This window comes from Nocardia sp. NPDC005825, assembly GCF_040630175.1.
Classification (GTDB): domain Bacteria; phylum Actinomycetota; class Actinomycetes; order Mycobacteriales; family Mycobacteriaceae; genus Nocardia.
Map to the genome: position 1 here is coordinate 855,988 of NZ_JBEXXC010000002.1, position 22,828 is coordinate 878,815.

Consider the following 22,828-nt stretch of genomic DNA (forward strand, 5'->3'; position numbering starts at 1 on the left):
GATCCACTCGGCGGGATGCTCCGAATCATAGGACGTGGATCACGTCCTACGGCTCGCGCATGCGCGCGCACGCCGGGCATCCAGGACCTTGTGATCACTCTTTCGGGGCTCGGGGAGTTGCGTCTACAGCGTCAGAACGGAGTGTTTGATGAGTTCATTGGCCACCGACCGTGTCGACCAATGTTCTTCGGGTGAATTCTCGGCCCAACCTTTCGTGCTCTCCCCAGCGCAGACAGCCCTCTGGTACGCCCAGCGAATCAGGCCGGATATTCCCCTCACCATCGCGCAGTTCGTCGAGATCCACGGCGACCTCGACGTCGGCCGGCTGCTCTACGCCATCGAACGCTTCGGCGCCGAGAGCGAGGTCGGCCACGTCCGCCTGCTCGAGATCGACGGCGTCCCGCACCAGGTGGTCGACCTCGAGCGCCGCCCCGGCTGGGGCCGGGTCGACCTGCGCGGCGAGCCGGACCCGCGCGCCGCGGCCCACGAGTGGATGCACGAGCACGCCAGCTCGCCCATCGACATCGAGCACGACCCGCTCACCACCAATGTGGTGATCCAGATCGGCGACGCCGACTGGATCTGGTACACCCGCGGCCACCACATCGTGATCGACGGCTACGGCGCCATGAACGCCACCACCCGCGCCGCCGAGATCTACACCGCGCTCGAGGACCACACCGAACCGACGGTCTCCCGCGCCACACCGCTGGCCACCATCTACGGCGACGAGAACCGCTACCGCGACACCACCCGCTTCGTCTCCGACGGCGACTACTGGCGCGCCCAGCTCGCCGGAGTCGGCGAACCACTCACGCTGTCCGCCAACGGCACTGTCGCCCCGATCTCCGACGCCGGACGCCGCAGCGCCACCGCCGTTCTCACCCCCGAGGTCGAGGCCGATATCGAGGCCGCCGCCACCGCGTTCGGCTCCAACTCCTCCGCGCTGTTCGTCGCCGCCCTGGCCGGCTACGTGCGCGCGGTCACCGGCACCCAGGACGTGGTGCTCAGCCTGCCCGTCTCCGCGCGCACCACCGTGGCGCTGCGGCGTTCGGCCGGTGTGGTGTCGAACGTGGTGCCCATCCGCGTGCAGTTCACCGGCGCCGAAACCGTCGCAGACACCGTGCGCGCGGTCGAACTGCAGATCACCGGCGCGCTGCGCCACCAGCGCTACCGCAGTGACGACATCCGCCGCGACTGCGGCTATTCGCGCGATTCGCGCGGCTTCTTCGGGCCCATGGTCAACCTCATGCTCTTCCACAGCGAGCTGAAGTTCGGCAGCCTGATGGGCTCGATCAACGTGCTGTCCACCGGCCCGGTCGAGGACCTCTCGATCAACCTCTACAACGGCCTGGGCGACCGCACCCACATCGACTTCGAGGCCAACCCGCGCCTCTACGGCGACATCGAACTGTCGATGCACCACAGCCGGTTCCTGGACTATCTGGGCCGATTCGTCTCCGCCGCACCCGAATCCGTGGTCGTGGACATGCCGGTGCTCACCGACCTGGAACGCGAACACGTCCTGCACGAATGGAATTCGACCGAGGTCGCCCCCCAGGAGGGCACCCTGGCCGGGCTGTTCGCCGAGCGGGCGGCCATGTCCGCCGACCGGATCGCGTTGGACTTCGAGGACGAGACGCTCACCTACAGCGCCCTCGACGAGCGCGCCAACCGCCTCGCCCGCGAACTCGTCGCGCGCGGCGCGGGCCCCGACACCCTCGTCGGCCTGGCCATGCGCCGCGGCCTCGACCTGCTGGTCGGCATGTACGCCGTCATCAAGGCGGGCGCGGCCTACCTGCCCATCGATTCCGACCACCCGGCCGACCGCATCGCCGCCGTCCTCGAACAGGGACGGCCGCTGTGCGTGCTCACCACCGCCGCCGACGGCATCGAACTGCCCGATCTCGCACCGCGATTCGACATCGACACCGCCGATCTGGCCGCGCACTCCGGCCGCCCGGTCACCGACGCCGACCGCACCGCCCCGCTGCGTGCCGACCACCTGGCGTACGTCATCTTCACCTCCGGCTCCACCGGCAAGCCCAAGGGTGTCGGCGTCAGCCACGCCGCCATCGTGAACCGGCTGCGCTGGATGCAGCACGCCTACCCGCTCGACCCCTCCGACGTCGTGCTGCAGAAGACGCCCGCCACCTTCGACGTGTCGGTGTGGGAGTTCTTCTGGCCCTTGCAGATCGGCGCCCGCCTGGTCATCGCCGCCCCCGACGGACACCGCGATCCGGCCTACCTGGCCCAGGTCATCGCCGAGAAGGGCGTCACCACGGCCCATTTCGTGCCGTCGATGCTGTCGGTGTTCCTCACCGACACCGAGGTGAGCGGCTGCACCGGCCTGGCGCGGGTGTTCTGCAGCGGTGAGGCGCTGCCCGCCGCCACCGTCGCCGAGTTCCACGCCGCCCTGGGCACCGGACCCGAAGCGCCGCAACTGCACAACCTCTACGGGCCCACCGAGGCCGCCGTCGACGTCACCGCCTGGCACTGCACGCCCGGCGCCACCGACGTGCCGATCGGCGCGCCCGTCTGGAACACCCGCACCTACGTCCTCGACGCTCGCCTGCAGCCCGTCGCCCCCGGCGTGGTCGGCGAGCTCTACCTGGCGGGCGTGCAGCTGGCCCGCGGCTACCTGGGCCGCGCCGCCCTCACCGGCGACCGGTTCGTGGCCAACCCCTTCACCCCCGGCGCCCGCATGTACCGCACCGGTGACCTGGTGCGCTGGCGCGGCAACGGTGGCACCGGCGTGCTGGAGTACCTGGGCCGCAGCGACTTCCAGGTCAAGGTGCGCGGCCTGCGCATCGAACTCGGCGAGATCGAGGCCGCCCTGCTCGCCGACCCCCGGGTCGCGCGCGCGGTGTGCGTGGCCCGCCGCGGCCGCGGCGGCGACGAGCTGGTCGGCTACGCGGTCGCCGGCCCCGGTGTCGAGGTGCTGGACCCCATCGAGCTCACCGCCGGGCTGCGCCGCACCCTGCCCGGCTATATGGTGCCCTCGGTCGTTCTGGTCCTCGACGAACTACCGCTGAGCGCCAACGGCAAAGTGGATCGCAAGGCGCTGCCCGAGCCGGACGCGGGGGCCCGGCGCCCCGACCGGCCCGCGGCCGAGCCCAGCACCGAGATGGAACGCCAGCTGCTCGGCATCTTCGCCGAGGTGCTCGGCACCGACGAACTCGACGTCCAGGACAGCTTCTTCGACCTGGGCGGCAACTCGCTGACCGCGGCCCGCGCCATGGCGCGCGTCAATGCCGCGCTCGGCGTCTCGCTCACCATTCGCGACCTGTTCGAAACCTCCACCGTGGCCGCGCTCGCCGCCCGGCTCTCCGCCGCGCAGCTCGACGGAACCGCGCGCCCCGAGCCGCTGCTGACGGCCGGGCCACGGCCGCAGCAGATTCCGCTGTCCCTGGCCCAGCAGCGGCTGTGGATCCTCAACCGGTTCGCCGAGCACGCGGCCGCCTACAATATGCCGTTCGCGGTGAAACTGACCGGGCCGCTGGACATCCCGGCCCTGCGCGCCGGACTGGTCGACGTGCTGGAACGGCACGAGAGCCTGCGCACCACCTTCCCCGACACCCCCGACGGGCCCTGCCAGCTCGTCCACCCGGCCGCCGAGATCCCGCTCACCCTCGACCCGATCGACGCCACCGTGGACGCCGACGCCGTCGCACTGGCCACCGAATTCGCCGGGTACGGTTTCGATCTGCGCAGTCAGGCCCCCGTGCGGGTGGCGTTGTACCGCACCGGCCCCGACACCCACCTGCTGCTGGTCGTGCTGCACCACATCAGCGGTGACGGCTGGTCGATCGACCCGCTCACCAAGGACCTGATGACCGCGGTCGCCGCCCGCGCCCAGGGCGAGGCCCCGGTGTGGACGCCGCTGCCGGTGCAGTACGCCGATTTCGCACTGTGGCAACGGGAACTGCTCGGCGACGAGACCGACCCGGCCAGCGCCCTGGCCCGGCAGCTGGCCTACTGGCGCGCCGCCCTCGCCGACCTGCCCGACCAGCTGGACCTGCCCCTGGACCGCCCGCGTCCGCGGCAGCGCTCGACCGACGGCGGGACCGTCGAATTCACCATCCCCGCCGAGGTCCGCCGCGCCCTGGCCACCGTTGCCCACGACCGCGGAGTCAGCACCTTCATGGTGTTGCACGCCGCGCTGGCCGTGGTGCTCTCGCGCCTGTGCAATACCGCCGACATCGCCATCGGCACCCCGATCGCCGGGCGCAGCGACCCCGCGCTCGACGATCTGGTCGGCATGTTCGTCAACACCCTGGTGCTGCGCACCCGGGTGGATCCGGCCGCCGGATTCGACCGCATGCTCACCGAGGTCCGCGACACCGACCTCAACGCCTTCGCCAATGCCGACGTCCCGTTCGAGCGGCTCGTGGAGGTGGTCAATCCGGAGCGGTCGGCGTCGCGGCACCCGCTGTTCCAGGTCATGCTGTCCTACGACAACGGCCCCGAGACGCGGGTCGACCTGCCCGGCGTGGACAGCGAAGTGGTGCCGATGGCCACCGACGTCGCCAAGTTCGACTTGCAGCTGACCGTGCACGAGCCGTCCGGGACCCCGGCCGAGGACGCCGGGCTGTCGGCCGAATTCGGTTACGCCGCCGATGTTTTCGATCACGCCACAGTCGCGGCCATCGCCCGCCGCTTCGGCGCGTTGCTGGCCGCCGCGGTCACCGAGCCCGCGCTGCCGGTCGGCGACCTGCCGCTGCTGGACGTGCGCGAGACCGCGAAACTGGTGCCCATCATGGGTGCGCCCGGCGAACCCGCCACCACCCTGGCCCGGATGCTCACCGACACCGCCGAACGCGTCCCCGACGCGGTGGCCGTGCGCTACCTGGGCGAGGACACCAGCTACCGCGAACTCGACGAACGCTCGAACCGCTTGGCGCGGGTGCTGATCGAGCACGGCGCCGGACCCGAGGTCGTCGTCGCCGTCGCGCTGCCACGCAGCCTCGACAGCATCCTCGCGGTGTGGTCGGTCGCCAAGACCGGCGCCGCCTACGTGCCCATCGACCCCGACTACCCGTCGGACCGCATCGCCCACATGCTCGCCGACTCCGGGGCCATGCTCGGCATCACCAATGCCGAACGGCGACCGGACATGCCGACCACCTGGCCCGGCAACCGGGGACGGCACCGCAAGAGCTACGTGGACTGGCTGCTGCTCGGCTCCGAACAGCTCGGCGCGGAATGCGCGCAGTTCCCCGACACCGCGGTCACCGACATCGAACGCCACCACCCGCTGCGCACCGCCGGCCCGGCCTACCTCATCTACACCTCCGGCTCCACCGGCAAGCCCAAGGCCGTGGTGGTCACCAACGCGGGCATCGCCTCGCTGGCGCACGAGCAGATGCATCTGTTCAAGGTCACCGATTCGGCTCGCACCCTGCACTTCTCGTCGCCCAGCTTCGACGCCTCGGTGCTGGAGCTGCTGCTCGGCTTCGCGGCCGGGGCCACCATCGTGGTCGTGCCCGCGGGCGTCTTCGGCGGTGAGGAGCTCGCGCGCATCCTGCGCGAGGAGCGTGTGACGCACGCGTTCGTCACCCCCGCCGCCCTGGGCACCGTGCCCGCCGGCGACCTGCCCCAGCTGGAAGCCGTCATCGTCGGTGGCGAGGCCTGCCCCGAGGATCTGGTGACGGTGTGGACCGCACCGGACTCACGGCCCGGGCAGCCCGCCCGGCGCATGCACAACATGTACGGCCCGTCCGAGGCCACCGTCGCCGCCACCGCCACCGGACCCATGGTGGCCGGGCAGCCCGTGCCGATCGGCCTGCCCGTGCGCGGGATGCGGCTGTTCGTGCTCGACGGCCGCCTGCACCCGGTGCCGCCGGGCGTGGCGGGGGAGCTGTACCTGTCCGGGCCCGGCCTGGCCCGCGGCTACCTGGGCCGGCACGCCCTGACCGCGCAACGCTTCCCGGCCAACCCGCACGGCCGTCGCGGCGAACGCATGTACCGCACCGGCGATCTGGTGGTCTCCGACGGCACCGGGCAGCTGCGCTTCCTGGGCCGCGCCGACGACCAGATCAAGATCCGCGGCTTCCGCATCGAACTCGCCGAGATCGACCATGTGCTGGCCGCGCACCCGGGCGTCACGTTCGCGCTCACCCTGGTCCACCACGACGAGCGCGGAATCCCGCGCCTGGTCTCCTATCTCACCGCCGACACCGCCGTCGACGCCGCCCGGGTGCTCGACACCGCGCGCGGCCGGCTGCCCGGCTACATGGTGCCCTCGGCGCTGACCGTGCTCGACGCCATGCCCGTCACCCCGTCGGGCAAGCTGGACCGCAAGGCGCTGCCCGCGCCCGAGTTCCTGGCCGCCGCGGCCTCCCGCGCCCCGGAAACCGAACTGGAACAGCAGGTCGCGCTCGTGTTCGGCTCGATCCTGGGCGGGATCGCGCCCGGCGCGGACGACAACTTCTTCGAGATCGGCGGCAACTCGCTGCTGGCGACCCGCCTCACCGCGGCGCTGCACGCCGAATTCGGGGTGGAGTTGCCGGTGCGCGACATCTTCGAGTCGCCCACCGTGGCCGGGGTGGCCGTACGCCTGGCGGAAGCGCCCCGGGCGCAGCGTGTCGCGCTGGCTGTGCACTCGCCGCGCCCGGAACGCGTACCACTGTCGCTGCCGCAACAGCGACTGTGGTTCCTCAACAGATATTCCCCCGAATCCAGTGCTTACAACATCGCATTCGTGCTGCGGATCGACGGCGATCCGGACATCGACGCCCTGCGGGCCGCCCTGGCCGACGTGGTGGAACGCCACGAGGTGCTGCGCACCGTCTTCCCCGAGGACGAGCAGGGCGCCTACCAGGTCGTCCTCGACACCGCGGGCTGCCTGCCGGTGCCCGAGGTCGTCGAGACCGACGATGTCGGCGCCCGCAAGGCGCTGCGCTCGCTGGCCCGGCGCGGCTTCGACCTGGCGCACGAGATCCCGCTGCGGATGGCGTTGCTGCGCACCGGAACCCGCCGGCACCTGCTCGGCATCGCGCTGCACCACATCGCCGCCGACGGCTGGTCGCTGGGCCCGCTGACCCAGGACCTGGCCATCGCCTACGCCGCCCGCCACGGCGGCGTGGCCCCCGCGTGGACGCCGCTGCCGGTGCAGTACGCCGACTTCAGCCTGTGGCAGCGCGACATCCTCGGCGCCGACACCGACGCCGAGAGCGCCGCCGCCGCGCAGCTCGCCTACTGGCGCGCCGCGCTGGCCGACCTGCCCGAGGAACTCCCCCTGCCCTACGACCGGCCGCGTCCGGCCGAACCCACCGGGCGGGCCGGGACGGTGCGGTTCGAGGTGCCGGAAGCTCTGCAGCGCAGGCTCACCGAGGTCGCCCGGGCCAACGGCGTCAGCCTGTTCATGGTGCTGCGCTCCACCCTGGCCGTCCTGCTGCGGGTGGTCACCGGCGGCCGCGACATCGTCATCGGCACCCCCGTCGCCGGGCGCTCCGACACCCGCCTCGACGACCTGGTCGGCATGTTCGTCAACACGCTGATCCTGCGTTCGGACGTGGACCCCGACCGCACCTTCGCCGAACTGCTGCAGGCCGACCGCGACACCGAACTGGCCGCCATGGCCAACGCCGAGGTGCCCTACGAGCGGGTCGTGGAGGAACTGCAGTCCGGCGAGGACCGGCACCGCCGGTTCGGCGCCAGCCCGCTGCTGCAGGTGGCGCTGAGCGTGCAGGACACCCCGGCGCCCGTGCTGCGGCTGCCCGGCCTGTCGCTGCACGCCGAGGAGCTCGACATCGCGCTGGCCAAGTTCGACCTGGAACTGCGGGTGCTGCCCGGCCTCGCCGCCGACGCACGCGTCTTCGAAATCGTCTACGCCGCCGAGCTGTTCGAGCAGCAGACGGTGACCGTCCTGGCCGAACGCCTGGTCCAGGTGTTCGAGGCCGTCACCGGTGACATGCAGGTGCGGGTCCGCGACATCGACGCGCGCACCGAGCTCGAGCGCGAGATGTTCACCCCCGCCTGGGGCCCGGTGCCCGAACCGCAGTGCAGCCTGGCCGCCTACTTCGCGGCCACCGCGCACCTCAACGCGGACCGGGTGTTCCTGCGGTTCGACGAGACCGAACTGACCTACAGCGAAGCCGACATCTACTCGAACCGCCTGGCGCGGGCCCTGATCGACCGCGGCCTGGGCCCCGGCGACCGGGTGGCGCTCGGCCTGACCCGCTCGGTGGAATCGGTGCTGGCGGCCCTGTCCGTCACCAAGTGCGGCGCCGCGTTCGTCCCGGTGGACCCGAACTATCCGGCGGATCGGGTGCGGCACATGCTCACCGACTCCGGCTGCCGGGTCGGGATCAGCATGACCGAGCACGCGGACGCGCTGCACGCCGCGGCCGGGGAGGACCCGGTGGACTGGCTGCTGCTCGACGATCCGGAGCTGCTGGAAGTGCTCGAGGTGCTCGACGAGACCGCGATCACCGACGCCGACCGCACCGCCACCCTGTGGACGGTGGACCTCGCCTACATCATCTACACCTCCGGTTCGACCGGAAAACCCAAGGGCGTCGCCGTCACCCACGGCGGCCTGTCCAACTTCGCCGACGAGATCCGCGAGCGCATGCGGGTCGAACGGGACTCGCGGGCCATGCATTTCGCGTCCCCGAGCTTCGACGCCGCCATCTTCGACCTGCTGCTGGCGGTCGGCTCCGGCGCGACCATGATCATCGTCCCGCCCGACGTGTACGGCGGCGACGAACTGGCCTCGCTCATGGATCGCGAACAGATCAGCCACACCTTCATGACCCCGGCCGCGCTGGCCACCATCGACCGCGAGCGCTGGCCGCTGCCGCACCTGCGGTCGGTCATGGTCGGCGGCGAGGCATGCGGTCCGGAACTGGTGGCGCGCTGGGCTCCCGGCCGCATGATGTTCAACGGCTACGGGCCCACCGAGACCACCGTCGTCATCACCATCGCCGGCCCGCTCGCGGTCGGGGAGCCGGTCACCATCGGCAAGCTGGTGCGGGGCGCGCGGGCGCTGGTCCTCGACGAGCGTCTGCGGCCGGTCCCGGTCGGCGTCCCCGGCGAGCTGTACCTCGGCGGACAGGGTGGCGCGCGCGGCTATTTCGAACGGTTCGAGCTGACTGCGGCCCGCTTCGTGGCCGACCCGTTCGGCCCGCCCGGGTCACGGGTCTACCGCACCGGTGACGTGGTGCGCTGGAGCGCCGACGGCGACATCGTCTACCTGGGTCGCACCGACCACCAGGTGAAGGTGCGCGGCTTCCGCATCGAGCTCGGCGAGATCGACGGCGTGCTCACCGCGCATCCCGCGATCCGCTTCGCGCACACCGAGGTCCGCGAGATCGCCGGCGTGCGGCGCATCGTGTCGTTCGTGCTGCCCGCCGACGGCGGCACGCCCGACCTCGAGCAGCTGCGCGGCCACTGCGCCGGACACCTGCCCGCGCACATGGTTCCGAGTTCGCTCACCGTGCTCGACCATATTCCGCTCACCCCTACCGGCAAGCTGGACCGTGACGCGCTGCCGCCGCCCGCGGCGCTGCTCGCCTCGGTCTCGCGCGCACCGGAGACCGACACCGAGCGCCTGGTCGCCGAGGTGATCGGGGAACTGGTCGGCGCGCCGGGGGTCGGCGCGGACGACAGCTTCTTCGAGGTCGGCGGAAACTCGCTGCTGGCAACCCAATTGGTGGCCCGGCTGGCCACCGCCACCGGGGTGCGGCTCGAGGTGCGGGCGGTGTTCGCCACCCCGACCGTGGCCGGGCTCGCGGCCGCGCTGGACGTCGGTTCCGCCTCCGACGACCTGCGCCCGGAACCGCGCCGGCGCACCCGTCCCGAGCGGATCCCGCTCTCGGCGGCGCAGCGGCGGCTGTGGTTCCTGGAGAAGTTCAACGGCTCCGGGGAGAACGGGGAAGCGCTGGGCGCCTACAACGTTCCGGTCGCCCTGCGCCTGCACGGCGAACTGAACGTCCCGGCACTGCGTGCGGCCCTGCACGAGGTGCAGGAGCGTCACGAGACGCTGCGCACCGTGTTCCCCGAGATCGACGGCGAACCCTGCCAGCAGATCCTGGAACCGGGCGAGGCCGCCGTCGGGCTGCCGATCCGGTCCGTGACCGAGGCCGAGGTGCCGGGCGAGATCCGTCGCGTCACCGCCGGCGGCTTCGACCTGGCCACCAGCGTGCCGCTGCGCGCGGCCCTGCTGCGCCTGCCCGGCGACCGGACCGAGCACGTGCTGGTGCTGGTCGTGCACCACATCGCCATGGACGGCTGGTCGCTGCAACCGATCGCCGCCGACGTGGCCGCCGCCTACCGGGCGCACGTCGCCAAGCAGGCCCCCGAATGGCCCGAACTGCCCATCCAGTACGCCGATTACACGCTGTGGCAGCAGGATGTGCTGGGCCGCGAGGACGATCCGGAATCGGTGATCAGCGGCCAGCTCGCCTACTGGCGGCGCGCCCTGGACGGGCTGCCCGAGCTGCTCTCGGTGCCGTCGGACCGGCCGCGCCCGCCCGCCCCGACCTATCGCGGCGGCACGGTGGAATGCGCGCTGGACCCGTTCACCCACCGCGAATTGCAGGCGCTGGCAGCCGAACACGGCGTCACCATGTTCATGGTGCTGCACGCGGCACTCGCGGCACTGTTGCACCGGCTGACCGCCGCCGACGACATCGCCGTGGGCACGCCCATCGCCGGGCGCGGCCACCCCGCGCTGGACCGGCTGGTCGGCATGTTCGTCGGAACCCTGGTGCTGCGCACCGGCATCGACGGCGGCGCCAGCTTCGCTGATCTGCTGCGCACGGTCCGCGACACCGACCTGGAGGCGTTCGCGCACGCCGACGTGCCGTTCGAGCGGCTGGTCGAGGTGCTCAACCCGGTCCGCTCGCAGGCCCATCACCCGATGTTCCAGGTGATGCTGTCGGTGCAGAACCAGCCCGTGCGGGTGCTCGAACTGCCGGGCCTGCGGATCGAGGCCGACGACGCCGACCCCGGCATCGCCAAGTTCGACCTGCAGTTCACCGTCACCGAGTCCTGGACCGCGGCACGCGAACCCGACGGCATCACCGTCTCGGTCAACTACGCCGCCGACCTGTTCGACGAGGACACCGCCCAGGGACTGGGCCAGCGGTTCGTGCGGCTGCTCGGCGCGGCCGCCGGGCACCCGAGCACCGCGATCGGCGATCTCGACCTGCTCGACACCGCCGAGTGGACGGCCCTCGCGCCCGTGCGCGGCGCGGAACCCGGTCTGCCGATCACCTTCCCGCAGGTGTTCGAGGCCGCCGCCAACCTGAACCGGGCCGCCATCGCGGTCCGCTCGGCCGGCACCCAGATCTCCTACGACGCCCTCGACCGCTGGACCAACCGGCTCGCCCGGGTCCTGATCGGGTACGGCGTCGGACCGGAAACCCTGGTCGCCATGGGCATTCCGCGGTCGGCCGAATCGGTGGCGGTGACCCTCGCCATCGCCAAGGCCGGCGCCGCCTTCGTGCCCGTCGACCCCGGGTACCCGGAGCAGCGGATCAGCCACATGCTGCTGGATTCCGGTGCCGCCGTGGGCATCACCCTGTCCACGCACCGCGAGCGCATGCCCGACGGCGCCAATTGGACCGTGCTGGACGCGCCGTCGTTCCGGCGTCGCGTGCTGGCCACCTCCGACGCGCCCATCCGCGACAGCGAGCGCGTCTCGCCGCTGCGCATGGACAACCCGGCGTACGTCATCTACACCTCCGGGTCCACGGGTATCCCGAAGGGCGTGGTCGTCACCCACGGCGGCCTGTCCAACTTCGCCGCCGAGACCGCGCAGCGGTTCGACGTCGGGCCCGGCTGCCGCGTGCTGCACTTCGCCACACCGAGTTTCGACGCCGCCATGCTCGACCTGCTGTTCGCGCTCGGCGGCGCCGCGACCCTCGTCATCACCCCGCCCGGCGTGGTCGGCGGCGAGGAGCTGGGGAAGGTGTTCGTCGACGAGGGCATCACCCACGCCTTCATCACCACCTCGGCGCTGGGCACCGTCGACCCGTCGGCCGTGACCGCGATGCGCCACGTGCTGGTCGGCGGCGAGGCGCTGCCGCCGGACCTGGTCACCCGGTGGGCGTCCGGCCGCAAGCTCTACAACGTGTACGGGCCGACGGAAACCACCATCGTGACGGTGATCTCGCAGCCCCTGACGCCCGGCGGGCAGATCACCATCGGCGGGCCCATCCGCGGTGTCGGCGCGACCGTCCTGGACACGCGCCTGCACCCGGCCCCCGCCGGGGTCACCGGTGAACTGCACCTGGCCGGCGCGGCCCTGGCCCGCGGCTACCTGCGCCGCCCGGGCCTGACCGCGCAGCGGTTCGTGGCCAACCCGTTCGGCAAGCCGGGCGCCCGCATGTACCGCACCGGCGACCTGGTCCGCTGGCTCGAACGCGACGGCAGCGCACGGGATCTGGACTACGTGGGCCGCACCGACCATCAGGTCAAGATCCGCGGCTTCCGCATCGAGCTCGGCGAGATCGACGCGGCGCTGGCCAAGCATCCGGCGGTGGAGTTCGCGACCACCATAGGCCACCGCACCCCGGCCGGGTCCACCGCGCTGGTGGCGTACGTGAAGCCGCGCACCGGAACCGCGCCCACCCCGGCCGAGCTCACCGCGCACATGGCCGCCCTGGTGCCCAACTACATGGTGCCGCAGTCGATCATGCTGCTGGACCGGGTGCCGCTGTCGCCGGTCGGCAAACTCGACCGGAAGGCGTTGCCGGAACCGGTGTTCGCGGCCCGCGAGGGCTACCGGGCGCCGACCGGCCCGATCGAGGCCGCCCTGTGCGCGGCGTTCGCGGACGTGCTCGGCCTCGGCGCGGACCGCCAGGTCGGCGTGGACGACGGGTTCTTCGAACTGGGCGGCAACTCCCTGCTGGCCACCAAGGTGGTCGCGCAGTTGCGGGCCGGCGGGATCGACCTGCCCGTGCAGGCCATGTTCGGCGAATCCACGCCGGCCGCCATCGCCGCCCGCCTGTCCTCGGCCGACGGCGATGTCGGGGCGGCGCTGACCGCGGCGCTCGGCGCGGTGCTGCCGCTGCGGCCGAGCACGGATTCGACGGTGCCGCCGCTGTTCTGCGTGCATCCGGCGATCGGCCTGTCCTGGTGCTTCGCCGGACTGCTGTCGCACCTGCCGCCCGAACGGCCGGTGTACGGCCTGCAGGCGCCGCACGTGGCGGGCGAGGAAAGCCACCGGACCATCGCCGAAGCCGCGAAATACTATGTGGCGCACATGAAATCGGTGCAGCCGGAAGGTCCCTACCATGTGCTGGGCTGGTCGCTGGGTGGTCTCATCGCCCACGAGGTGGCGGTGCAGCTGCAGGAGGGCGGCGACGAGGTGGCGCTGCTCGGCATGATGGACAGCTACCAGCTCTCCGACCGGTGGCTCGAGCAGGCCATGCCGTCGGTGGCCTCGATCATCGCCGAATTCGGATCCGACCTGCTCGGCGGCGACGCCGACATCGATCCGCGCCTGACCCTGCAGGAGGCCGCCGAACTGCTGCGCGGCCGCTCCGGGCCGTTCGCGGCGCTCACGATCGAACACCTGGAACGGCTCTACACCGGATACGAGAACGGCACGGCCCAGGCGCACGGCTTCCGGCCGCGGGTCTTCGACGGCGACCTGGTGTTCTTCACCGCCGCCGACGACGAGATCAACCGGGCGGACCCGGCGCGCTGCGCCGCGGCCTGGCGACCCCACGTCACCGGCGTGGTGCACGACCAGCTGGTGCGCTGCACGCACGCCGGCATGACCACGCCGGAATCCCTCGCCGTCATCGGGCCGGTGCTGCGGGATCAGCTGGCGGAGATCGAAGCCCGGCGGGAAGGTACGCGATGAGTCTGGCCGTGGAAGTCCAAGGGCTGGTGAAGTATTACGGCAAGGTCCGGGTGCTGGACGGGATCGATCTGGCGATCCCGAGCGGCACCGTGATGGGCCTGCTCGGGCCCAACGGCGCGGGCAAGACCACCACCGTGCGCATCGTCACCACCCTGCTCCGCCCGAGCTCCGGCACGGTGCAGGTGGCGGGCGTCGACGTGCTCAAGCATCCGGCGCGGGCCCGCACCCGGATCGGTCTGTCGGGCCAATACGCGGCCATCGACGCCAATCTGTCCGGCTTCGAGAACCTGCGCATGGTGGCCCGGCTGTACGGCATGAACCACAAGAAGGCCACCGACCGCGCCACCGAGCTCTTATCGGCGCTGGGGCTCGACCACGCGGCCGGGCGCCGGGCCGGCACCTATTCCGGCGGTATGGCGCGGCGGCTCGACCTCGCCGGGGCACTGGTGTGCAGACCTCCGGTGGTGGTGCTCGACGAGCCCACCACCGGGCTGGATCCCCGTGGGCGACTGGACATGTGGCGGGTCATCGGCGAACTGGTCGACGACGGCACCACCGTGCTGCTCACCACCCAGTACCTGGAAGAGGCCGACTTGCTGGCCGACCGCATCACCGTCATCGACCGCGGGCGGGTCATCGCCCGCGGGTCGGCCGACGAACTCAAGACCTCCATCGGCGGCGACAAACTCACCGTCACCCTGGCCGCCGGACAGGATCCCGCCCCCGCCCGGCGCGTACTGGCCGGGGTCGGCATCGGCGAACCGGAGTACGACGAATCCACCGACGGGCTGACCGTGGTCGTGAGCGACGGCACCCGCACCATGGTCGAAGCGCTGCGCCGCCTCGACGACGTCGGCGTGCACGTGCTCGACGCGACCGTGCACCGCCCCAGCCTCGACGACGTATTCCTGTCTCTCACCGGCAAATCCGCCGACCGCAAGATCGATGTGCCCGCCACCGAGTCAGTTCAAGAGGAGATCCTGTCGTGACGACCCTGCCCGCCGACCCGGAAGCGCCTCCGGGCGAGGAGACGGCGGCCACCGCCGAGGAGCAGAACGTCCGCCCGGCCGGTGAGGGGCCCGCGATCCTGTTACCGCGGGTGGTGCGGGACAGCGCGATCGTCGCCTATCGCAACCTGATCACCATTCTGCGCGTGCCCACCCTGCTGGTGACCGCCACCATCCAGCCGCTGATGTTCGTGTTCCTGTTCGCCTACATCTTCGGCGCGTCGCTGGGCGGCAGCCAGTACCGGGAGTTCCTGCTCGCCGGAATCTTCACGCAGACAGTCGCTTTCAACGCGGCTTTCACCACCGTCGGCCTGGCGAACGACCTGCACAAGGGCATCATCGACCGGATGCGGACGCTGCCCATGTCGCGGCTGGCGGTGCTGATGGGCCGCACCCTGTCCGACCTGGTGGTCAATATCCTGGCGCTCGCGGTCATGGTGGCGTGCGGGTACGTGGTCGGCTGGCGGATCAACGGGGCGATCATGGACGCGGTGCTGGCGTTCGCGGTCATCCTGCTGTTCGCCTTCGCCATGTCGTGGGTGGGCGCGATCACCGGGCTCATGTCGCCGAGTGTCGAGGTGGCCCAGAGTGCCGGGCTCATCTGGCTTTTCCCGCTGACGTTCATCTCCTCGGCATTCATCTCCGGGGAGACGCTGCCCGGTCCGCTGCGCACGGTGGCCGCCTGGAATCCGATCACCGCGGTGTCGGCGGCCGGGCGCAAACTGTTCGGCAACGGGTCACCGCCCTCGTTCACCCCGGCCACCGGCTGGGCCGCCGACCACTGTGTCGAGTACTCGATCCTGTGTTCGGTGGGCATCCTGGCGATCGCGGTGCCGCTGGCCCTGGTCCAGTACCGCAAGGTCGCCAGTCACTGAGCGGGCTGGGCCTGCGGCAGCGCGCCCAGCTGACCCAGCAGGGCGAACATGTCGAAAGAGCCACGGAATTCGGTGATCCGGCCGTCGCGGACCCGGTAGAACACGACGCCGGGCACCGACACCGTGCGGCCGGTCGCCGGAATTCCCTGGAACTCGCCGAGTTGGGTGCCGTGGCCGGTCCAGCGTTCGGCCACCCGATCGCCTTCCTCCACCATCTCTTCCATCGTCGAATGCCAGTCGGGGAAGGCGGTGCGGATGGCGGTGTTGAACGCCGCGAGGCCCTCGATCCCGCCGACCTCCGGGGCGTGGATGACGACGTCGGGGGCCATCAGCTCGCCGGCCGCCGCCAGTCGGCCCGCGTTCCAGAATTCGTTCACGAAGCGCTCGATCAGCGCCTTGTTCGACTCGGACATGATCACTCCTCGATCGGTGGTCGGGGCTCGCGGTGAGCCCTCGTATCGACTGTGCGCGCTCGCGGCCGCCGGGAACATTCCAGAAAACTGGTATCCCGTGGGCGCCGGTGCGGCCGTAGCCTGAGATGGTGGGGCAGCACCGATCGACGGATCGGGCACGGCGTGAGATCGTCCGCCTGTGCCACTCCGGTCTGGACGCGGGAACGGTTCTCACCGAATCGCTGAGCGCGCTGCGTGCCGCCGTCCCGATCGCCGCCTACTGGGCGGCCACCACCGACCCGGCCACCGTCCTGTTCACCGGCTCGGTGATCGACGAGATCCCCGCCGCGGCCACGCCCATGTTCTTGGCCAACGAGTTCCTCGACGACGACGTGAACCACTTCCGGGCGCTCGCCGCCGCTCCCGACCCGGTTAGCACCCTGTTCGACGCCACCCGGGGCGCCCCGGAGGCCAGCGCCCGCTACCGGGACATCCTGGCCCCACTCGGCATGGGCGACGAATTGCGCGCGGCATTGCGGACCGGGGAGAGCTGCTGGGGTGTGCTGTGCCTGCACCGGGAGCCCTCACCGGCGGGCTTCCGCGCGGATGAGGTGGGGTTCGTGCACGCCATGACTGCGCATCTGGCCGAGGGCCTGCGCGCGGCGGTGCTGTTGTCGGAGGTGGAGACCGGCCCGGATGGGCAGCCCACGCCCGGCCTGCTGCTGCTCGACGACGCCGGGACCGTGCTGGCCCGCACCCCGGAGGCGAGCGTCCTCCTGGCCGAGCTCGCCGACCAGCCCGCGCGCGAGACACTGCCGCAGGCGATCGTGGCCGTCGCCATGCGCCTGCGCAGTCTGGAACTGGATCCGAATTCGCCTGCGGTGCCCCGCGTTCGATTGCGCACCCGTGCGGGTCGCTGGCTGGTGGCTCATGCTTCCCGGCTGCATACCGACCCGGGCGCGGACCCCGAGGGCCCGATCGCGGTCATTCTCGAACCGGCTCGCGCCCCGGAGATCGCGCCCCTGAAACTGGCCGCCTACCCGCTGACCCCGCGCGAACACCAGATCGCCGCGTTGGTCCTGGCGGGCAACTCGACCCGCCAGATCGCCGACACCCTGGTGGTCTCACCGCTGACGGTGCAGCAGCACCTGAAGTCGATCTTCGAGAAGTCCGGGGTCCGCAGCCGTCGCGACCTGGTCGCCAATCTGCTTGCCGCCCATTACGGCTCACCCCACTGACCCTCGACACAGAACGGGTCCCCCGCACCGATGGTGCGGGGGACCCGTGTCGTCGTGTCGCTGTGCGGCTTAGCCGCGGCGGCGGGACTTGATCAAGTCCATGCGCTCCTGCAGCAGCTCCTCGAGCTCTTCCTTGCTGCGACGCTCGAGCAGCATGTCCCAGTGGGTGCGGGGCGGCTTGACCTTCTTGGGCTCCTGGGTGGTGCCCTCCATGAGCGTGCCCTCCTGGCCGTTGCGGCACAGCCAGGTCGGGGGGATTTCGGCGTCGTCGGCGAACGGGACGTCGAATTCCTCGCCGTTGTCGGTGCGGTACCGCGCCATCCGACGCGGCGCCAGGTCGTGGTCGCGGTCGGTCTCGTAGCTCACCGCTCCGAGCCGAGACCCCCGGAGTACGCGATCTGCCATGAGTGCGGTCCCTTCTCGCCTGTCGGCAATGTTCTACTTCAGTGTTTCTGCAGCTGCGGTACGTAGTGTCAACGCCGCCGCGCACGTTTCGGTTCCCGTGGGGAGAACCCTGCCATCCTACCCGTGCGGGTCGCCCGGTTTGCTGCGGCGTGCCACTGCACCCGGTCGGGGCCGGAAACCGCTATTGTCTCGGACCATGTCTCGACGCGTGCTGTCCTGCTGCCAGTGGTGCGGGCGGGAGATCGCCGAATCGGAGATCGGACGCCGCCGCCGGTACTGCCGGCAATCGTGTCGCCAGCGGGCGTACGAGCATCGGAACAGTGTGAAGGGCACCGGCATTCCCGAGGATTCGGTGGTCCTGAGCGCCCAGGAGGTGTCGGATCTGTCCGACCGCTGGTTCGCCGCCCGCTGTGCCGCCGAGGATGTGGCCACCGCGGTCTCCGAGGGCGCGGAGATGATCGAACTGGCCGATCTCACCGCGACATTGGTGGCGTTGACCCGCGAGGCCGAACGGCTGCGCTGACCTCGCCGGTGCGGCCGCTCAGCGCGTACACGAGCGTGATCCCCGCGGCCGTGACGGCGGCGACAAGACCGAGCGCGGTGAGGGTTTCGGCATCGGGCGAGGTCACGGGCTGCCCGCGCAGCGCCTGCCACAGCAGCGTCGCCACCAGGCCGGTGTAGCCGAGCGCGAGCACCCCGATCAGCCGGGCGCGGGTGCGTTCGGCGCGCAGCCACCCCACGGTGGGGGCGAGGCGGGCCAGCACGATGGCGGCGATGATGAGCAGCTGGATGCCGTGCAGGCCCGCGAAGTGCGCGATCCGCACGTCACCACCGGTGGTGCTCCAGTGCGTGAGCGGCATGCCCGCGACCCCGTCGCGGACGGTCGGCTGCCCGTGTTGGACGGTGTGGCCCGCGGCGAGGGTGACCGGGTGCCCGTAGGCGTCGGTGGTGTGCTGTTTGCCGCTGTAGCCCATCGTGTAGCCCAGCGCCATGCCGAAGACCGCGATGCCCAGGCCGGTGCGGATGGCCATGGAGGTGGGGCGGTCGGTGACGCGCTGCCACGAAAGGGTCACCGCGATCACCAGATTCGCCAGGAACAGTCCCGGTACTCCGGTCATGAACACCTTCTGGCCGATGGTGTTGAACGCGTCGGTCTCGGTGTTGAAGTGGCTGAAGGTGCCGCGCGCGGCCTGGACGACGACGAACCCGACGTCGGCGATGGCGGTGGCGGCGAAGACCGTCCCCATCCACCAGGTCAGGCGCTGCCCGCGGTGCGGGAAGGACACCAGCCAGGCCAGGGTGCCGCAGTACAGGACCATGGCGATGGCGAACTTGAGGGGTTTGAGCCACACCGTCTCGCCGAGCAGCGCGCGGTCGTCGAAGACCATGGCGCACAGGCAGAACAGGGCCAGCGCGGCCATGGCGGCGGTGGTGGCGAGCAGCGGCCGGTGCAGTCGGCGGGCGGGGGCGGGGTCGGTGAGCGGCGCGAGCGTCGGACGATCGAGCGTGGTCATGGGGCTGACGGTAGGTTCGCGATGCGCTGGCGCACGTCCCCCGGCGGTGTTGTGGACACCCCGTACCCGGGTATGAGAAACGGCCCCGGCGGTAGTGCCGGGGCCGTTCTCCATCGTGCGGACGACGTTGTCGCACAAACCGATCCGTGCACCCCTCATCGGTGCTCGGAGTGGCCGAGGGGGTTCGGGTGGGTCTAGTCCGCGGGGGCGACACCGAAATCGACGCCGCGACCGGCCAGCCAGCCGATCGGGTCGATGGGCGCGCCGGGGGCGGTGTGCACCTCGTAGTGCAGGTGCGGGCCGGTGGAGTAGCCGCGGCTGCCGACGGTGGCGAGCACGTCGCCGGCGCGCAGCTGCTGGCCGACGCCGACCAGGATGTCCTGCATGTGGCCGTAGACGCCGATGGTGCCGTCGTCCTGCTGCACGCGCACCCACAGGCCGAAGCCGGAGGCGGGGCCGGCCTCGATCACGGTACCGTCGGTGACGGCGCGGATCGGGGTGCCGAAGCCGTCGCCGAAGTCGATGCCGGCGTGCATGGCGCCCCAGCGAATGCCGAAGCCGGAGGTCAGCGGGCCGTCGACGGGCCGCACGGTGGCGGGACGGGCCGGCGCGGGCGGAATGCCGGGCAGCGGCGGCAGCGGGATGTTGAGGCCGTTGAGGTAGTCGATGACTTCCTGCGGCACGATCTGGGGCTGCTGCGCCTCGGGCGGGGTGAACGCGGTGAACTCGCCTTCCACGACGGCGGCGTTGGCGACGGAGTCGTGCGCGACGTCGGGGTCGGTGGCGACGAGGGCGGCCATGGACGCGCCGACGAGGGCGGTCACGGCAACGGCGCGGGTCGCGGCTGCTCGGTATCGGCCGGTTCCCCGGAAGCGGGATAACGAATCGGTTACGGGCATGTCTCGAAGCTACGAGATCTCAGCTCGCGTTCAGAAACCCTGTTGCGACCGTCACATTGGTACAAAAGCCCAGTTCGACTGTTACGAGTTGATAACGACACGCAGGTAATTTTGTGATGACGTTGGCTTGTGTCGATAACGCGTGTATTGACCGGTGATCGACTTCGGGCCACTCTATGTAAGTGCCCACTAATGGAGTGAAGGTGCTCAGGGCGCTCGCCGACGACACCCGGCGCGCGGTCTTCGAGTCCCTGCCGCAAGGCCCGAAGGCGGTCGGTGAGATCGCCGAGGCCCTGGGCGTGACCAGCTCGGCGGTCTCCCAGCATCTGAAGGTGCTGCGTGAGGCCCGCCTGGTGATGATGCGCCCCCAGGGCAACCGCCGCCTGTACTCCCTGGACCCGCGCGGCCTGGCCGACGCCCGCGACTACCTCGAGCAGTTCTGGCCCAGCGCCATCGCCGCCTACTCGGCCGCGCTGTCGGAGGCCAAGGCCGCACCGGAAGGCGAGTAGCCGACCGGGCCCGTGCCCGGGCGCGGTGGCGTCCCGCGGGCCGGGAACGCCCCGCCGTGCCGCGACCCGCCTGCTCGAGCGGGCGATACGGTGTCGAGGTGGGTACGTCGGTCGGAGTGCAGCGGCAACGCCGCGTGGGTCTGCCCGGCTGGTCGGTCCCCTTCGTCTTCATCGTCAGCGGCGTGTCGCTGTACGCGGGCGCGGCGATCGGCGTGGGGTTGTTCGACACGGTCGAGCCGGCGACGGTCGCCTGGCTGCGGGCCGCGGCGGCCGGGGTGGCGCTGCTGATCTGGCGGCGGCCGTGGCGCTCCCGCTGGACGCGGCGCGCGGTGCTGGTGGCGTCCGGGTTCGGGGTGGTCACCCTCGGGATGAACATCGCCTTCTATGAGGCGATCGCGCGGATTCCGCTCGGGACCGCGGTGGCCATCGAGTTCCTGGGCCCGATCGCGGTGGCGGCGCTGGGTTCCCGCCGGGCCCGGGATCTGCCGGCCGTCCTGCTCGTGGCGGCCGGGGTCTTCCTGCTGGCGGGGGTGTCGTCGGATGCCGGGCCGGGCGGTGTCGGGTTCGCGGTGCTGGCGGGTGCGCTGTGGGCGGGCTACATCCTGCTGGGTAAGCGGGTGGCCGATACGGGTTCGGGGATGGACGCGCTGGCGATCGGGACGACGGTGTCGGCGATCGTGCTGGCTCCGATCCTGGTGACCCGTCAATGTGTGCTCGCCCCGGCCGTTTTCGCCGATCCGCGGACCTGGCTGCTGGGTGTGGGGGTCGGGGTGTTGTCGAGCGCGGTGCCCTATGCCCTGGATCAGGTGGTGCTGCGCCGGGTGGGTCGTGCCCGGTTCGCGCTGTTGCTGGCCTTGCTGCCGGCGACGGCGGCGGTGATCGGGGCGGTCGCGCTGGCCCAGCGGCCCGGTGTGGCGGAGCTGGCCGGGATCGGGTCGGTGATGGCGGCGTTGAGTGTCAGTGCCGGGCAACGGGATCCGCGGGTGCCCCCCACCGATGCGGGGGTCTAGCCGACGCGCCGGTAGGCCTGCTGGGTGCGGCGGTCGAGGCCGGTGCCGGGCCAGGGGCGTTTGCGCAGTTGCTTGTCGGCGGCGTTGATCACCTCGGGGACACCGATCTTCAGCAGTCCGGGGTCGATGGCGTCGGCGTCCGGGTCGCCGGACTGTCCGGCCCACAGCACGGCGTGGCGACCGAGCAGGTGCGGGGGCGGGCCGCAGCGGCTGGGCGGGTTGGGGCCGAACAGTTGCACGGTGCGGGTGCCGAAGGCGGCGGCCAGGTGCGCGACGCCGGTGTCGCCGCAGACCACGAGCGTGGCTTCGGCGACGGTGGCGGCCAGTTCGATGAGGTTCTGCTGGCCCGCGAGGACTCGTGCCGGTGAGAGTCCCGCGCGGGAGGCGACGCCGAGCGCGGTCTCGCGTTCGGATTCGTCACCGGTCAGCACGACTTCGCGGTCCTGCACCAGCAGGTGCCGGACCACCGCGGCGAACCGGTCGGGTGGCCAGCGGCGGGCGGGTGCGCCCGCGCCGATGTGGACGACGACGGCGTCGCGGTGGCTGGTGGTGGCGACCGGCGGCACCAGGCCCAGGTTGCGGCGGTCGGCGGCGATGCCGTCGTATTCGAGCAGGTGGCACCAGCGGTCCACGTCGTGCATGTCGGGTTCCCAGGCAGGCCCGGCGAGGTCGGGGAAGGCCGGATTGCGGTAGGACAGAATGCGTTCGGGGCGGGTGCGCGAGAGTTCCACGATGCCGTCGGCGCCGGGGCCGTTGAGGTTGACCGCGAGCGCGGGCGCGGGGCCGTCCCAGCGCAGCCCGAAGTCGTTGACCGGGATCATCTCGTCGACGCAGGCGATGAGGTCGACGATCGGTTTGAGGCGGTGGGGTGCGGCGAGTGCGATGTGGTCGCCGGGCCGGGCCCGGCGCAACGCGCGCAACGCGGGAACCGCGGTGAGTAGATCACCGAGTCCACGTGCTCGCAGCACTAGTACAACCGCCACTGCACCCTCTCCTAGCCGGCCACGCTGCCCACGACGCCTCGGTCCACCACGTGCGGGGACCATCGGGTGAGGACTACCCGGCCCGTCCGGGGGTGAAACCCTCGGACCGGTCCGCACGGACAGTCGGTGCCTCCGTGTCCGATTCGCGAAAAATCGCGGGTACTACCGGCTGTC

The 22,828-nt window shown here is 71.4% G+C and carries 12 protein-coding genes; 7 read left to right on the forward strand and 5 right to left on the reverse strand.

Features of this window, described 5'->3' with window-relative positions:
• Positions 1–148: 148 nt before the first annotated feature.
• From ABZ382_RS08530 to ABZ382_RS08540, 3 genes are all read left to right on the forward strand, one after another.
• Positions 149–13,822, forward strand: coding sequence for an amino acid adenylation domain-containing protein (locus tag ABZ382_RS08530; RefSeq protein ID WP_357085761.1), 13,674 nt, complete (start codon positions 149–151; stop codon positions 13,820–13,822).
• A complete protein-coding gene (locus tag ABZ382_RS08535) occupies positions 13,819–14,811 on the forward strand; it encodes an ATP-binding cassette domain-containing protein (protein ID WP_357085763.1) in 993 nt (330 codons plus the stop codon). Before ABZ382_RS08530 ends, ABZ382_RS08535 begins: the two co-directional genes overlap by 4 nt.
• A 110-nt stretch (positions 14,812–14,921) precedes the next feature.
• A complete protein-coding gene (locus tag ABZ382_RS08540; RefSeq protein WP_357085957.1) occupies positions 14,922–15,704 on the forward strand; it encodes an ABC transporter permease in 783 nt (260 codons plus the stop codon).
• On the opposite strand, the gene ABZ382_RS08545 is transcribed toward ABZ382_RS08540, so the two are convergent.
• Positions 15,698–16,117, reverse strand: a complete 420-nt coding sequence (locus tag ABZ382_RS08545) for an ester cyclase (protein WP_357085765.1) — start codon at positions 16,115–16,117, stop codon at positions 15,698–15,700. The genes ABZ382_RS08540 and ABZ382_RS08545 overlap by 7 nt on opposite strands.
• Before the next feature lie 128 nt (positions 16,118–16,245).
• Between ABZ382_RS08545 and ABZ382_RS08550 the strand changes: the two genes are divergently transcribed.
• Positions 16,246–17,334 (forward strand): helix-turn-helix transcriptional regulator, encoded by a 1,089-nt coding sequence (locus tag ABZ382_RS08550; protein WP_357085767.1) that lies wholly within the window; start codon positions 16,246–16,248, stop codon positions 17,332–17,334.
• Between the two features lie 69 nt (positions 17,335–17,403).
• On the opposite strand, the gene ABZ382_RS08555 is transcribed toward ABZ382_RS08550, so the two are convergent.
• Positions 17,404–17,739 (reverse strand): RNA polymerase-binding protein RbpA, encoded by a 336-nt coding sequence (locus tag ABZ382_RS08555; protein WP_213555785.1) that lies wholly within the window; start codon positions 17,737–17,739, stop codon positions 17,404–17,406.
• A gap of 196 nt (positions 17,740–17,935) precedes the next feature.
• On the opposite strand from ABZ382_RS08555, the gene ABZ382_RS08560 reads away from it, so the two are divergent.
• The gene (locus ABZ382_RS08560) at positions 17,936–18,262 is read left to right on the forward strand and encodes a hypothetical protein (RefSeq protein WP_033086730.1); all 327 of its coding nucleotides are present in this window, start codon (positions 17,936–17,938) and stop codon (positions 18,260–18,262) included.
• Here ABZ382_RS08560 and ABZ382_RS08565 read toward each other — a convergent pair.
• Together ABZ382_RS08565 and ABZ382_RS08570 are read right to left on the reverse strand one after the other, a co-directional pair.
• Positions 18,213–19,253, reverse strand: a complete 1,041-nt coding sequence (locus tag ABZ382_RS08565) for a hypothetical protein (RefSeq protein ID WP_357085769.1) — start codon at positions 19,251–19,253, stop codon at positions 18,213–18,215. The two genes, ABZ382_RS08560 and ABZ382_RS08565, sit on opposite strands and share 50 nt — an antisense overlap.
• 194 nt (positions 19,254–19,447) lie before the next feature.
• The gene (locus ABZ382_RS08570) at positions 19,448–20,077 is read right to left on the reverse strand and encodes a M23 family metallopeptidase (RefSeq protein ID WP_357085771.1); all 630 of its coding nucleotides are present in this window, start codon (positions 20,075–20,077) and stop codon (positions 19,448–19,450) included.
• Between the two features lie 257 nt (positions 20,078–20,334).
• Here ABZ382_RS08570 and ABZ382_RS08575 point away from each other — a divergent pair, with 257 nt between their 5' ends.
• Both ABZ382_RS08575 and ABZ382_RS08580 read left to right on the forward strand, forming a co-directional pair.
• Positions 20,335–20,661 (forward strand): metalloregulator ArsR/SmtB family transcription factor, encoded by a 327-nt coding sequence (locus ABZ382_RS08575; protein ID WP_357085773.1) that lies wholly within the window; start codon positions 20,335–20,337, stop codon positions 20,659–20,661.
• A 98-nt stretch (positions 20,662–20,759) separates the two neighbouring features.
• Positions 20,760–21,671, forward strand: a complete 912-nt coding sequence (locus tag ABZ382_RS08580) for an EamA family transporter (RefSeq protein ID WP_357085775.1) — start codon at positions 20,760–20,762, stop codon at positions 21,669–21,671.
• Here ABZ382_RS08580 and ABZ382_RS08585 read toward each other — a convergent pair.
• On the reverse strand, positions 21,668–22,654 hold the full coding sequence (locus ABZ382_RS08585) for a glycosyltransferase family 9 protein (RefSeq protein ID WP_357085777.1): 987 nt from the start codon (positions 22,652–22,654) through the stop codon (positions 21,668–21,670). The two genes, ABZ382_RS08580 and ABZ382_RS08585, sit on opposite strands and share 4 nt — an antisense overlap.
• Positions 22,655–22,828: the final 174 nt, after the last annotated feature.

Bases quoted from the DNA above. Each gene is read 5' to 3' on its own strand.
- ABZ382_RS08545 (WP_357085765.1), bottom strand. From the start codon at position 16,117: ATGTCCGAGTCGAACAAGGCGCTGATCGAGCGCTTCGTGAACGAATTC.
- ABZ382_RS08530 (WP_357085761.1), top strand. From the start codon at position 149: ATGAGTTCATTGGCCACCGACCGTGTCGACCAATGTTCTTCGGGTGAA.
- ABZ382_RS08565 (WP_357085769.1), bottom strand. From the start codon at position 19,253: ATGACCACGCTCGATCGTCCGACGCTCGCGCCGCTCACCGACCCCGCC.
- ABZ382_RS08535 (WP_357085763.1), top strand. From the start codon at position 13,819: ATGAGTCTGGCCGTGGAAGTCCAAGGGCTGGTGAAGTATTACGGCAAG.
- ABZ382_RS08560 (WP_033086730.1), top strand. From the start codon at position 17,936: ATGTCTCGACGCGTGCTGTCCTGCTGCCAGTGGTGCGGGCGGGAGATC.
- ABZ382_RS08555 (WP_213555785.1), bottom strand. From the start codon at position 17,739: ATGGCAGATCGCGTACTCCGGGGGTCTCGGCTCGGAGCGGTGAGCTAC.